13 protein-coding genes are annotated in these 13318 nt (G+C 36.6%); 5 read left to right on the top strand and 8 right to left on the bottom strand.

From position 1 onward, the window contains the following. Positions 1 to 13: 13 nt before the first annotated feature. The 6 genes from FORMA_RS09320 to FORMA_RS00125 all read right to left on the bottom strand — a co-directional run bounded on the left by FORMA_RS09320 (position 14) and on the right by FORMA_RS00125 (position 4859). Positions 14 to 235 carry a hypothetical protein gene (locus tag FORMA_RS09320; protein ID WP_197500765.1) on the bottom strand — a complete coding sequence of 74 codons (222 nt, stop codon included), beginning with the start codon at positions 233 to 235 and terminating at the stop codon, positions 14 to 16. Positions 236 to 309: 74 nt separating this feature from the next. Further along, positions 310 to 639, bottom strand: coding sequence for a DUF937 domain-containing protein (locus FORMA_RS09160; RefSeq protein ID WP_157505997.1), 330 nt, complete (start codon positions 637 to 639; stop codon positions 310 to 312). A gap of 116 nt (positions 640 to 755) precedes the next feature. Continuing rightward, positions 756 to 1541 carry a GDSL-type esterase/lipase family protein gene (locus tag FORMA_RS00140; RefSeq protein ID WP_069673756.1) on the bottom strand — a complete coding sequence of 262 codons (786 nt, stop codon included), beginning with the start codon at positions 1539 to 1541 and terminating at the stop codon, positions 756 to 758. Positions 1542 to 1692: 151 nt separating this feature from the next. Beyond that, the gene (locus FORMA_RS00135) at positions 1693 to 2643 is read right to left on the bottom strand and encodes a D-2-hydroxyacid dehydrogenase (RefSeq protein WP_069673755.1); all 951 of its coding nucleotides are present in this window, start codon (positions 2641 to 2643) and stop codon (positions 1693 to 1695) included. A 6-nt stretch (positions 2644 to 2649) separates the two neighbouring features. Continuing rightward, complete coding sequence (gene serC / locus FORMA_RS00130) at positions 2650 to 3711, bottom strand: 3-phosphoserine/phosphohydroxythreonine transaminase (RefSeq protein WP_069675379.1); 1062 nt, start codon at positions 3709 to 3711, stop codon at positions 2650 to 2652. An 86-nt stretch (positions 3712 to 3797) separates the two neighbouring features. Beyond that, positions 3798 to 4859 (bottom strand): acyl-CoA reductase, encoded by a 1062-nt coding sequence (locus tag FORMA_RS00125; RefSeq protein WP_069673754.1) that lies wholly within the window; start codon positions 4857 to 4859, stop codon positions 3798 to 3800. Positions 4860 to 4929: 70 nt separating this feature from the next. Here FORMA_RS00125 and FORMA_RS00120 point away from each other — a divergent pair, with 70 nt between their 5' ends. From FORMA_RS00120 to FORMA_RS00100, 5 genes are all read left to right on the top strand, one after another. Beyond that, positions 4930 to 5283: a 4Fe-4S dicluster domain-containing protein gene (locus FORMA_RS00120; RefSeq protein WP_069673753.1), complete on the top strand. Its 354-nt coding sequence runs from the start codon at positions 4930 to 4932 to the stop codon at positions 5281 to 5283. 371 nt (positions 5284 to 5654) lie between these two features. Continuing rightward, a complete protein-coding gene (locus FORMA_RS00115; RefSeq protein WP_069673752.1) occupies positions 5655 to 6461 on the top strand; it encodes a tyrosine-type recombinase/integrase in 807 nt (268 codons plus the stop codon). Between the two features lie 135 nt (positions 6462 to 6596). Beyond that, positions 6597 to 7691, top strand: coding sequence for a redox-regulated ATPase YchF (gene ychF, locus FORMA_RS00110; protein WP_069673751.1), 1095 nt, complete (start codon positions 6597 to 6599; stop codon positions 7689 to 7691). A gap of 131 nt (positions 7692 to 7822) precedes the next feature. After that, positions 7823 to 9688, top strand: coding sequence for a DNA topoisomerase IV subunit B (locus FORMA_RS00105; protein ID WP_069673750.1), 1866 nt, complete (start codon positions 7823 to 7825; stop codon positions 9686 to 9688). Then, positions 9689 to 12385 (top strand): DNA gyrase/topoisomerase IV subunit A, encoded by a 2697-nt coding sequence (locus FORMA_RS00100; RefSeq protein ID WP_069673749.1) that lies wholly within the window; start codon positions 9689 to 9691, stop codon positions 12383 to 12385. On the opposite strand, the gene FORMA_RS00095 is transcribed toward FORMA_RS00100, so the two are convergent. Continuing rightward, entirely contained in the window at positions 12382 to 12750 is a 369-nt protein-coding gene (locus FORMA_RS00095) for a DNA topoisomerase IV (protein WP_069673748.1), read from the bottom strand. The two genes, FORMA_RS00100 and FORMA_RS00095, sit on opposite strands and share 4 nt — an antisense overlap. Positions 12751 to 12778: 28 nt before the next feature. Continuing rightward, a complete protein-coding gene (locus tag FORMA_RS00090) occupies positions 12779 to 13168 on the bottom strand; it encodes a helix-turn-helix domain-containing protein (protein WP_069673747.1) in 390 nt (129 codons plus the stop codon). Between the last annotated feature and the right edge of the window lie 150 nt (positions 13169 to 13318).

The raw sequence follows: 13318 nt of genomic DNA, 5'->3' as shown, positions 1-13318 counted from the left end.
GTACTTATTTTATTTATTTTTTGTTAAACAGTTTGCTTAGTAAATTTCCTATGCCACTGTTGTTTTTTTTAAGAATACTGCCCGCTAATTCATTTATAATTGAGCCGTTGTCATCAGCATCTAAAATAGCCTCTAAAAAACTTTGCTTTTTAGATTGGCTCTTTAACAAGTTACTGATCATTTTAGATAGGTCTTTTGTGTCATTAACCGATGAATTTCGTTTTTGTTTTCCCAAAATGCCCAGGACAACAGGGGCAGCAATTTTAAGAACTTTAGTTACTGAATTATTACTAACACCCGACTGTTTGCTTAGTGCATTTTGAATATTCTTCTGGCGTTTACCAAATACATGGCCAAGTATTTTACCTCCATCTTTTTCACTGCATTTAGAGATGAGTCTGAAAAGATACTGTTGAGGTTATTTAGAATACTCCCATCGTGTTTGTTTGTAATTGCATTCAATAATCCCAGGGCTCCTTCTTTAGTAGCAGAATTGCGTTGCATGGCCTGAAGCATGACAGGAATGGCTAAATTCAATAGAGCAGTGGTCTTAGATTTTGATTGTCCAGTTTGGCTGGACAGGCCTTTGATGAGTGATTTTCCTAAACCACTCCCATGTAGGTTCATGATTTTTGACATATTTTTTGATTTAGGGAAAAACAATTTAATTAAAAAACCCAACAAAAATGCTGGGATTTAGTTAAATTTTAAAATATTAGACTTAATTTAAGTCTTTGTTTCTTTTTTTACAAGGATCAATTCTCTAGAACATTTGTCAGTGCGTTGTAGTAGCGTGTAGCTATAAAATCCGCCCCAGCTTGGTTATAATGTACATCGTCAGCCAAGTAGTCGTCGTTGAATCCTTCGTACATATTTACGGCAATCACTTTAGAAGTTGATGTCGTTTGGGTGGTAGCAATATCTAATACGTCTTCCTTCATTTGTTCAAATAGTGTAATGAAATTAGTAGTCATAAAATCTGATCTACCGGGTGCCAATTGCTCAATAAGAATAGAGACATTCGGATTGTTATCCTGCAGCAAGTCTATAATACTGTTGATGTTAGCTATGGCATTATCGTAGGGAAGGCCACCTAGTATGTCATTACCACCTGGTGAACTAAATAACACAATATCAGGACTTCCCGTATCTGACAACCACTCATCTAGTTCATTTAGAATTTGTCCTGAAGTCCAACCGCCTCTGCCTTCATGATCTGTATCAAAAGCCTCACCATTATAAGTGGGGTAGGGAGCATTATCGGACTGAGTTCCAATAAAATCGAATGACCAGTCATTGTCCCTTAGTTCTTTCCATAACTCGTATCTAAAGCTTTCGTATATGGGGCGAGCCCCTTCCACTCTTGATGCACCCAAGGGTAAAATTCTGTTTTGTAAAGAAATTGGTGGTTCTTGTGGGGTTGTGTCTTCATCACTTACACAAGCAATAGTAGTTGTGATTAAAATACTTAAAATAAACAACAGTAGATATTGATGTCTTGTATGGTGTTTTGTGGTGTTCCTTTTGATTTGTATTTGCATGATTTGGGCAGTATTTAATTTATTAACCTCAATAAATATATAAAAAAAAGTTCATGAAATTTTAATTTGTGTGTTAAATCTGTTTTTTCAAAAATGCCAAAAAAAACCCAAGACTAAAGCTTGGGTTTAATGAAAATTATATGAATTCTATTTATTTCAATATGGAAATAATTTGTGAGGCCAACTCTGAACCAATGCGTTCTTGTGCTTGTGTGGTTGCCGCGCCAATGTGTGGAGTTAATGATACATTAGGAGTCATTAAAACTTGAACAGCAGGAGTTGGTTCGTTTTCAAAGGTATCAACTCCGGCAAAACTCAGTTTCCCAGATTTGAGTGCTTCAACCATTGCGACTTCGTCTACAACGCCTCCTCGTGCAGCATTGACCAAGCCTGCACCGTCTTTCATGAGCTCTAATTCGGCTGTTCCTATCACAAAATCCTTTTGTGCAGGAACATGTAAGCTTAGGAAATCGGCCTGCTTCAATACCGCTTCTTTAGTTTGAATTTCGATATCAAAAGTTAGAGATTGTCCATCAAAGAAAGGGACAGTTACAGATGCTTTGTCCATAAATGGATCATGTGCAATTACTTTCATTCCCAACCCTAAACCAATTTTTGCTGTAGCCTGACCTATACGACCAAAGCCAATTACGCCTAATGTTTTTCCGCGCAACTCAGTTCCTTTGGCGTATGCTTTTTTGAGAGATTTAAACTTTGAATCTCCATCAAGCGGCATGTTACGATTGGCATCATACAAATAACGCACACCAGAGAAAAGGTGCGCAAAAACAAGTTCTGCTACCGACTCTGAAGAAGCAGCAGGTGTATTGATGACATGTAAACCTTTTCCGCGAGCGTATTCCACATCAATATTATCCATGCCAACTCCGCCACGACCGATAATTTTCAAACTAGGGCATGCGTCAATTAAATCTTTGCGCACAGTAGTTGCACTGCGCACCAACAGTGCTACAATTCCTTCGTTATTGATGTAATTTTCTAACTGCTCTTGGGCTACAGTTACAGTGCTAACTTCAAAGCCAGCAGCCTCTAATTCTTCAACGCCATTTTTTGAAATACCGTCATTTGCTAATATTTTCATACGTATTTATGCTTTTCGTTCTAATTCACTCATTATTTCCACTAAAACCTGTACACTTTCGAGAGTTAGTGCATTGTACATTGAAGCTCTGTATCCCCCAACACTTCGGTGTCCATTTAAACCATTGATTCCAGCTTCCAAACACATACTATCAAAAGAGTCTTTCAAATCGTCGTTAGCCAATGTGAATGTTGCATTCATTGTTGAACGATCGGCCTTAGCCGCAAATCCGTCAAATAAAGGATTTAAGTCGATCTCTGAATAAATGAGCTGTGCTTTCTTTTCATTTTCTTTTTCAATAGCAGCAATACCTCCTTTATTTTTCAACCACTCAAGGTTAAGCATTGACGTGTAGACAGGAAATACTGGGGGCGTATTGAACATGCTGCCTTTGCTGATATGCACTTTATAATCCATCATTGAAGGTATTTTCCTAGATACTTTTCCTAAAACATCCTCACGGACAACAACTAAAGTTGTTCCTGCAGGCCCCATATTTTTTTGAGCCCCTGCATAAATTAAGTCAAATTTTGAGAAATCTATAGTTCTTGAAAAAATATCGCTGCTCATATCACAAACCATTGGGATATCACATTCAGGAAAATCCTTTATTTGGGTTCCAAATATTGTATTGTTCGAGGTACAGTGAAAGTAATCATGATCTGAGGGAATATCGTATCCCTTAGGTATATAGTTGTAGTTGGCATCTTTGGATGAGGCTACTTCAGTAACATCATCGAAAATTTGAGCTTCCTTTATGGCTTTGTCGCTCCATGTCCCTGTGTTGAGATAAGCTGCGCGTTTTTCTAGTAAATTGAGCGCAACAGCCAAAAACTGGGTACTAGCACCACCTTGCAAAAAAAGCGCTTTGTAACCCATGCCTTCAAGACCCAAAAGTTCTAATGCTAGCGCACGTGCATGTTCCATTACATCTACAAACGCTTTGCTGCGGTGTGATATCTCAACAAGTGAAAGGCCGTTGTCAAAATCTAAAACTGCCTGAGCAGATTTAGCCAAAACTTCTTGTGGGAGTACGCAAGGTCCTGCGCTAAAATTGTGTCGTTTCATTGTGTAGGTGTTAGCCATTAAAAAATTAAGCCGTAAAGGTCTGAATTAATTATTGATAAAACTGCAAAAAAATTGATAATGTTATGTTATATTTTCAACAGGAAATCAACAGTGTCTACATTGTCTGCATAATCACCTAAACTAGGGCATTGTGTGTGGCCAAATGGAATTTCTTTAGTTAATAACCCTTCTGAAACAATGCATTGTATGTATTTGTTGTCGTTTTTCAATCTTTCTTTTAATGTTTCCAAATTTTCATAAAATTCATAAAATAAAGTAGCAATAGGAGAGCCGTAGTGTGGATCTTCTTTCAACATTAAAAAACCATTTTCGAGTAAATTAAATTCACTCATCAAATAAACAGCTTTATTGTAATCGTAGTTATTGGCATATTTAGCACTATTCATGATAGGATGCCATTCGTAAATTGCATTAAAAAATCCATCAAAATCATAATCTTTCGGAACAAATAATTTGGATACACTACGACAACCCAACCCATAGTATCTAAAAATGTCTTCAGCAAGTCCAGTTAGCTGTTCTTTTGACTCTTTTCCTGTGAGAATTGCTACTGAATTTCTATTTTTTCGTACAATAGCCGGGTAGTCTTTAAAATAAGCTTCAAAATAACGTGCTGTATTGTTACTACCAGTAGCAATGACTGCATCAAAATCCTCTAATTTATTGTTAGTGAATTTTATTTTCCCTTTAAGATTTGGTGCTAGATGCTGTACATAAGATACCAAGTAAGGCAATAAATGCTTATCATTTGATGACTGTTTTATTACGATGTTGTGTCCTGACACTAAAGCAGAGATAAAGTCGTGAAAGCCTACTAAAGGGATATTACCCGCCATGATAATGGCTACTTTTTTGGGATGTTGCACTGGTAATTTGTAGGCGCTAAGCCATTGCTCAAGTATTTTTTTCTGTAGAAGATTATACCATTGTTGAATTGCAAAAATTAGGTTTGCTTTAGTAAACCAGCCATTGTATTCTTGAGCTAATTTTAACTGCTGTTTGAATCCATCGAAAAATAAATCATTGTGTAGGGCTTCTTTTGACTTTTTTGGCTCTACAGATGTGAATTGTCCTAAAAATACCCCCAAATGCTCTAAGGTTTTTATTATATTTTTTTTATGATTCATAATTTGTTAAACCGTAATTTTGGCGTTAATTTTGTTGCAAATTTAGTTAATAAATAATCGAAAAACGACTATGGCGATTATAATCACTGATGAATGTATCAATTGCGGAGCATGCGAGCCCGAGTGCCCAAACACGGCCATATATGAAGGTGCGGACGATTGGCGCTACAATGACGGCACTAGTTTACAAGGGCAAATTATTTTACCTAATGGCAAACAAGTTGATGCGGATGAAGCACAAATTCCTGTTAGTGATGAATATTATTTTATAGTTCCTGATAAATGTACAGAATGTAAAGGTTTTCACGAAGAGCCACAATGTGCTGCCGTATGCCCAGTAGATTGTTGTGTACCAGATGAAAATAACGTTGAGACAGAAGAAGTTCTTCTTGGGAAACAACGCTTTATGCATCCCGAGGATTAAGCAGATACTTTTTTTGGTCCCGTCTATTTGATAATCTTTTTTTTCTATTTATTTATGAAAGAATATCATTAAATAGGCGCCCATGATATATCAAATACTACACACTTAGGTTTTTTTTTAACCCAAATCTATCACATGTCTTGATGCCCCAATAGGTTCGGCGATTAGCACAATTTCTATTTCAACAACATCCTCCGATAAGTACATTTTATGTTGTGCAATAACTCGATTATTGTAAGTATATCTAGAAAACTAACTGCCAATCATTGCAGCTTTCATATGTCAGTTCTAGATGAGATGATCAAAAGTTTTGAAAATCGATAAAATAAATATAAATTTGATCTGATATCAATTATCCCTAAGTAAATGTGATGTTCCCAAATCCACACAACACTTTGGAAGATTTTGTCATAAAGTTGCGTGAGCAACGCTATGCGCCTTCCAGTATCAAAACTTACAAAAATGCTTTATCCAAGTTTTTTGTGGCCTTTAACAGCCAAGATTTGAAGCACCTAAGCATTCGACAAATCCAAGATTGTATTTCCAAACTGCACGACAAAGAAGGAATAAGCCCAACTTATCAAAGACAAATTATTTCAGCTATAAACAAGTACTATGGGTTTTATTTCAATAGAAAATTAGACATGACTTTATTGTATCAAAGGCGAACACTAAAACGTCTTCCAAGACACCTAAGTGTTACAGAAGTGAAAGCTTTAATTGATGTTTGCGAAAATCTAAAGCACATGTGTATTATGAAGTTACTTTACGGCTGCGGGCTAAGAGTTTCAGAAGTTATTACACTCAAAATTTCAGATATAGACTCAGGAAACATGCGCATCTTAATACGCAATACGAAAGGCAAAAAGGACCGAACAGTGGCTTTGCCAAAATCGCTTTTATTGAGTTTGGAACACTATTATAGATTATATCAACCCAAAACAGTTGTTTTTGAAGGCCAAAAAGCTCAATATTACTCCCCCAAAAGCATACAGGTGTTTGTGAAAAAATATGCACAAAAAGCTAAAATACAAAAAAAGGTTACGCCGCATATGCTGCGTCACTCATACGCGACACATCAACTTGAAAATGGAGTCAGTATTAAATATATACAAGCTGCTTTGGGACATAAAAATATAACAACAACCGAGCTTTATAGTCATGTTGCAAATAGTTAAAATAGAATAAAAATAAACCCATTAGATCATTTATAGTAGGTCTATTTGTAGCAATAATATTTTTTTAAACATTCAGAAATAGGGTTTACATTTTATCGTTCATTTGTTTACTTTTGCAGCCTAATCTAAAAAACTATGAAAGCTGGAATTGTGGGATTGCCCAATGTAGGTAAATCAACTCTATTTAATTGTTTGTCTAATGCCAAAGCGCAAAGTGCTAATTTTCCGTTTTGCACCATAGAGCCAAATGTAGGCGTAGTTAATGTTCCTGATCCTCGACTTTCAAAATTAGAGTCTTTAGTAAATCCAGAAAAAGTCATTCCTGCAACTGTTGAGATCGTAGATATTGCCGGATTAGTTAAAGGGGCGAGTAAAGGAGAGGGTCTTGGTAATCAATTCCTGGCTAATATTCGTGAAACTGATGCAATTTTACATGTATTGCGTTGTTTTGACAATGATAATATTGTTCACGTCGATGGTAGTGTGGATCCGATTAGGGATAAAGACACAATAGATACGGAACTACAACTCAAAGATTTAGAAACCGTTGAAAAAAAACTAGAAAAAGTAAAGCGTACAGCAAAGACAGGAAATAAGGAAGCACAAAAAGAAGCGGCTGTTTTAGAGCAAATAAAAGCACATCTAGAAGCAGGAAAATCTGTGCGCAGTCTAGAAGTATCTGATGATGATTTTGAGCTTTATATTAAACCATTGCAATTTATTACAGCAAAGCCTGTGCTGTACGTATGTAATGTAGACGAAAATGCCGCGGTCAATGGCAATGCTTATGTCGATCAAGTTAAATCAGCTACATCATCAGAACAAGCAGAAGTTCTAGTCTTGGCTGTTGGTACCGAAGCAGATATTAATGAGCTTGACGATTTTGAAGAACGTCAACTCTTTTTACAAGATATTGGTTTAGAAGAGCCAGGTTCAGCTAAGCTTATTCGATCGGCCTATAAACTTTTGAGTCTTCAAACCTATTTTACTGCTGGGGTCAAAGAGGTTCGCGCTTGGACCATTCCTATTGGTGCCTCTGCGCCGCAAGCTGCTGGAGTTATTCATACTGATTTTGAAAAAGGATTTATTCGTGCCGAAGTTATTGCTTACAATGACTATGTTGATTTTGGAAGTGAATTAAAGGTTAAGGAGGCTGGGAAAATGCGTGTAGAAGGAAAAAACTATGTCGTCAAGGATGGAGATGTGGTTCATTTCTTGTTTAATGTTTAAGAAAATTTCTTTCTTTTTGAACATAAAATGTTCTCAACAATACTTCTTTTTTTTTGTTAATTATTTTGTGTTTTAAAGGTTTCATTTTTTAAATCGTTGTGCTATATTAGCACTTCATCTGACCAATTTTTATGGCCCAAAATACCAGCTATACAGAAGATAACATTAGATCCCTCGATTGGAAGGAGCATATCCGTATGCGTCCGGGTATGTATATTGGTAAACTAGGTGATGGTTCCTCTGCTGATGATGGAATATACATTCTACTTAAAGAGGTCTTAGACAACTCTATAGACGAATTCGTCATGGGGGCGGGAAAGTCTATCGAGATTTCTATTCAAGGAAATAAAGTCATTGTACGGGATTATGGTCGTGGTATACCCTTAGGTAAAGTAGTCGATGTGGTTTCTAAAATGAATACTGGAGGGAAGTACGATTCCAGAGCATTTAAGAAATCTGTTGGGCTCAACGGAGTAGGGACTAAAGCCGTCAATGCTTTGTCCACTTATTTTCGTGTCGAATCTAATCGAGACGGAAAGTCTGCCTCAGCTGAATTTGAATCTGGGGTATTGACTCAAGAAGAAATTTTGGAGGACACTACACGCCGAAAAGGCACAAAGGTCTCATTCGTTCCTGACCCCTCTATTTTTAAAAATTATAAATATAGAAATGAGTATGTGGCCCGTATGCTCAAAAATTATGTATACCTCAATCCAGGACTTACTATAAGTTTTAACGGAGAGAAGTTTTTTAGTGAAAATGGATTAAAAGATTTACTTGAAGATAATACCAAACAAGAAGATCGTCTTTACCCTACAATCCATCTTCGTGCCGATGACATTGAAGTGGCCCTAACACACAGTAAAACTCAATACAGTGAAGAATATCATTCTTTCGTTAACGGACAAAATACAACTCAAGGTGGAACACACTTGGCCGCTTTTAGGGAAGCATTTGTAAAAACCATTCGCGACTTTTTTGGCAAAAGCTATGATGCTTCTGACATTAGAAAATCTATCATATCTGCGATTGCTGTAAAAGTAATGGAGCCCGTTTTTGAAAGTCAGACCAAAACTAAATTAGGGTCAACGGATATGGGTGGTGGACTGCCTACCGTGCGAACATTTATCAACGATTTTGTTAAAACACAACTCGACAATTACCTACACAAGAACCCTGATACTGCGGAAGCAATTCAGCGAAAAATTTTGCAAGCAGAGCGCGAACGCAAGGAGCTCTCAGGAATTCGTAAAATAGCTAAAGAACGCGCTAAAAAAGCGAGCTTACACAATAAAAAATTACGCGACTGCCGCGTACATTTCGGCGATGCAAAAAACAATAGAAACTTAGAAACAACGCTCTTCATTACTGAGGGTGATTCAGCATCGGGAAGCATCACAAAATCACGAGATGTGAATACTCAAGCTGTATTTAGCTTAAAGGGAAAACCACTTAACTGCTATGGTTTAACCAAAAAAATTGTTTATGAAAATGAGGAGTTTAATTTACTACAAGCAGCCCTAAATATCGAAGAATCAATAGAAGATTTGCGTTACAACAATATCGTCATAGCTACTGATGCTGACGTTGATGGTATGCATATTCGGCTACTGTTAATTACATTCTTTTTACAGTTTTTCCCTGAACTTATAAAAGAAGGGCATTTGTATATTTTACAAACGCCACTTTTTAGGGTACGTAATAAAAAAGAAACCATTTACTGTTATTCCGAACAAGAGCGTGTAGACGCGATTCAAAAGCTAAGACCAAAACCCGAGATTACTCGATTCAAAGGCTTAGGTGAAATTTCTCCAAATGAGTTTAAATATTTTATTGGTGAAGATATTCGTTTGGACCCTGTGATGTTAGATACAGATAAGTCCATAAGTGAGTTGTTGTCATTTTACATGGGTAAAAACACCCCTGAACGTCAGAAATTTATTATTGATAACCTCAAGGTCGAATTAGACCTTATTGAGCCCGTAAATCCATCCTAGATGATTGAAGATCAAGGACATATACCAGAAGAAGATCATACACAAGGACAAGAAACCATTACTAGGGTCACAGGGATGTATAAAGACTGGTTTTTGGATTATGCTTCTTATGTGATCTTAGAACGTGCTGTACCTGCGATTGAAGATGGATTTAAACCTGTTCAACGCCGTATTTTACATTCCATGAAAGATCTTGATGATGGGCGCTACAATAAAGTGGCTAACATCGTTGGACACACGATGCAATACCATCCTCATGGAGACGCCAGTATAGCTGATGCCATGGTTCAAATCGGCCAAAAAGATTTATTAATTGACACACAAGGAAACTGGGGAAATATTTTGACTGGTGATAGAGCTGCAGCTTCGCGATACATCGAAGCTCGTCTTTCAAAATTTGCACTTGATGTTGTTTTTAATCCAAAAACTACAGAATGGCAGGCCTCTTACGATGGTCGCCGTAAAGAGCCCATCAATTTACCCGTAAAATTCCCATTGCTTTTGGCACAAGGTGCTGAAGGTATTGCGGTTGGCCTTTCAACGAAAGTTTTACCGCATAACTTTATTGAACTTATAGAGGCTTCAATCAAGCACTTACAAGGAAAGCGCTTTACCATAGTTCCTGATTTTGCTACTGGAGGAATAGCGGATTTTTCAAATTATAATGACGGCCTACGTGGAGGTAAAGTTCGTTGTAGAGCCCGTATTGGACAGTTGAATAAAAACACACTTGTCATTACCGAGGTTCCGTTTGGGACAACTACATCTTCCTTGATCGATTCCATCCTCAAAGCTAATGATAAAGGTAAAATAAAAATCAAAAAAATTGAGGATAATACAGCAGCTGAAGTTGAGATTCTCATTCATTTACCATCTGGTATTTCACCAGACAAAACAATAGATGCTTTGTTTGCATTCACTAATTGTGAGACATCGATATCGCCTTTAGGTTGTGTCATAGAAGACAATAAGCCTTTGTTCGTTGGGGTGTCGGAAATGCTACGCCATTCGACCAATCTTACGGTAGAGTTATTAAAGCTAGAGCTAGAAATTAGACTCAATGAATTGGAGGAGCAGTGGCACTTTGCATCTTTAGAACGTATATTCATCGAAAATAGAATTTATCGCGACATAGAAGATGAAGAAACATGGGAAGGAGTTATTTCAGCAATTGACAAAGGACTACAACCTTATATTCAACACCTTAAGCGTGCCATTACAACAGATGATATTACTCGGCTTACAGAAATTAGAATTAAAAGAATTTCAAAGTTTGACATTGATAAAGCTCAGCAAAAAATTGAAGCTTTAGAAGATCAAATTGAAGAAACTAAAGGATATTTAGCCACAATCATCGATTATGCAATTGCTTACTTCAAGCGCTTGAAAGCCGATTATGGCAAGGGGAAGGAACGAAAAACTGAAATTAAAGTTTTTGCTGATGTAGATGCAACTAAAGTTGTGATCAGAAACACGAAGCTTTACGTAAATAGAGAAGAAGGTTTTGTAGGAACAGGGATGCGCCGAGAGGAATACGTCTGTGACTGCAGTGATATTGATGATATTATTGTGTTTACAAAAGCTGGAAAAATGATGGTCACCAAAGTAGATACCAAAACTTTTGTGGGTAAAAATATCATTCATGTGTCGGTATTCAAGAAGAAAGACACGCGGACTATATATAATATGATTTACAAGGATGGTAAAGGTGGTGCATCGTATATAAAGCGCTTTGCAGTGACTTCAATTACCCGTGATCGAGAATATGACCTAACTAAAGGAAAGCCACAAACAAATGTGCTGTACTTTTCGGCAAATCCAAATGGTGAGGCTGAAATTGTTTCTGTTTTATTACGTCAAGTAGGCAGTATTAAAAAATTGAAATGGGATGTTGACTTTTCAGATATCTCTATCAAGGGGCGTGCTAGTAAAGGAAATATTGTAACTAAGCACGCTGTTAAGCGCATCGAATTAAAAGAAAAGGGGATGAGCACCCTCAAACCTCGTAAGATTTGGTTTGACGATACTATACAACGTTTGAATGTTGATGGTCGTGGCGATTTGATAGGTGAGTTTAGAGGTGAGGACCGCTTATTGGTAATTACACAGTCTGGGCTGATTAAAACAATTGTCCCAGAAATCACAACGCATTTTAGTGATGATATGATTGTGCTCGAAAAATGGATACCTTCCAAACCAATATCTGCTATTTATTATGATGGAGCCAAAGAAAAGTACTTTGTAAAGCGTTTTCTGATTGAAAATGAAAGTAAAGAAGAAGTTTTTATTTCTGCCCATGCCTCCAGTGCCTTAGAAATTGTAAGTACAGATTGGCGTCCAATGGCAGAGCTTACATTCGCCAAGGACAGGGGAAAAGATCGAAAACCAAATCAAAAAATTAATATTGCACAATTTATAGACGTGAAAGGTATTTCTGCACAAGGAAATCAATTATCCCGTCAAAAAGTAAACCAAATTGACTTATTGGAGCCGTTGCCATTTCAAGCACCTGAAGCAATTCCTGCAGATGAGTTAGAAGTTGTTGATGAAGTAGAAATTTCAGTTGAAGCCCATTTACAACAACAGAAGACCCTTGAAGAAACTTTACCTCCCACACAAGATGAAGAAGTGCAACGGTCGGATGATTTATCATCGGGTTCAACAGATCCTGAGGAAGGACAAATTACTTTGTTTTAGTCTATTCGTTTAGCTCTGCCTTTTTGTTTAATCGAGCTACCCACATACCCATATTCAAATGTGTAAGCATCTTTTGTTGTGCTAAGGATTTTAAGATGTACATCTTTTTGTTCTGCTCTGTTTTTTGGATTAAGAGTTTTGAAAATCATTTCACAATCATTGATCCATCGCACTGAGGCTGTATCTGTTTTGGAGTTAAAATATTCAATTTGAATATTTTTAGTCCTAGAGAATTTAGAAACAAAAGTTTTTCCATCTATTAGAATGCTGCTTTCGAAATTACCTGTTTTGAATGAAGTACAGTCACGTTCTATTGAGTAGCAAGAACACAGCAAAAGGGAGAACAGCAAATAAGTATAGTTCATAGAACAAAAATACAAAACTAAATAAGAATTACTTCAATAATTTATCTCCGTAGCTCCCAAAAGTCCCGTCTTTATAAAAAATCACTATACGGTCTATTGCCTTGGAACTATCTGCTTCAGGCTCATTTTTAGCTTCAGTGTGCTGTATATTAGTTTTTGATGTTGGGGCTGATGATATTGGAGTAGGGGTTATAGATATCATCTCACCAGCACCATTGAGGAGCCAATACAAGCTAAGGTCCGGAAAAGCCGCATTGAGCTTCAGTATAAAATCTAGACTGGGTTTATTTCGACCACTGAGCACATGAGAAATACTGGATTTTTGCACTTGAATTAATTCGGCAAATGCAGAAGCTGACAATCCATAATAGGACATAATTTTACTTAGACGCGCTCTAAAATCATCAGTATTCATCATAGATTACAAATGTATACAAAATTATTATCCACAGATGTAAATTGGTAAAATATTTGATTAAAAAGCTATCTTTTAAAACATTAAATTATTTAATAATCACTTTATTTAAATACATTTAAAATACTGATTTACAGTATTTTAATACTAATT

Origin of the sequence: Formosa sp. Hel3_A1_48 (assembly GCF_001735715.1) — a bacterium.
Taxonomy (GTDB): Bacteria; Bacteroidota; Bacteroidia; order Flavobacteriales; family Flavobacteriaceae; genus UBA3537.
The sequence above is the reverse complement of the archived record's forward strand: the minus strand, read 5'-3'. Positions and strand labels throughout refer to the sequence as shown.

Excerpts from the sequence above, each read along its gene's own strand:
- FORMA_RS00095 (WP_069673748.1), bottom strand. The coding sequence starts at position 12,750 with ATGAACTATACTTATTTGCTGTTCTCCCTTTTGCTGTGTTCTTGCTAC.
- serC (WP_069675379.1), bottom strand. The coding sequence starts at position 3,711 with ATGAAACGACACAATTTTAGCGCAGGACCTTGCGTACTCCCACAAGAA.
- FORMA_RS00140 (WP_069673756.1), bottom strand. The coding sequence starts at position 1,541 with ATGCAAATACAAATCAAAAGGAACACCACAAAACACCATACAAGACAT.
- FORMA_RS00125 (WP_069673754.1), bottom strand. The coding sequence starts at position 4,859 with ATGAATCATAAAAAAAATATAATAAAAACCTTAGAGCATTTGGGGGTA.
- ychF (WP_069673751.1), top strand. The coding sequence starts at position 6,597 with ATGAAAGCTGGAATTGTGGGATTGCCCAATGTAGGTAAATCAACTCTA.
- FORMA_RS09160 (WP_157505997.1), bottom strand. The coding sequence starts at position 639 with ATGTCAAAAATCATGAACCTACATGGGAGTGGTTTAGGAAAATCACTC.
- FORMA_RS00105 (WP_069673750.1), top strand. The coding sequence starts at position 7,823 with ATGGCCCAAAATACCAGCTATACAGAAGATAACATTAGATCCCTCGAT.
- FORMA_RS00090 (WP_069673747.1), bottom strand. The coding sequence starts at position 13,168 with ATGATGAATACTGATGATTTTAGAGCGCGTCTAAGTAAAATTATGTCC.
- FORMA_RS00135 (WP_069673755.1), bottom strand. The coding sequence starts at position 2,643 with ATGAAAATATTAGCAAATGACGGTATTTCAAAAAATGGCGTTGAAGAA.
- FORMA_RS00115 (WP_069673752.1), top strand. The coding sequence starts at position 5,655 with ATGTTCCCAAATCCACACAACACTTTGGAAGATTTTGTCATAAAGTTG.
- FORMA_RS00100 (WP_069673749.1), top strand. The coding sequence starts at position 9,689 with ATGATTGAAGATCAAGGACATATACCAGAAGAAGATCATACACAAGGA.
- FORMA_RS00120 (WP_069673753.1), top strand. The coding sequence starts at position 4,930 with ATGGCGATTATAATCACTGATGAATGTATCAATTGCGGAGCATGCGAG.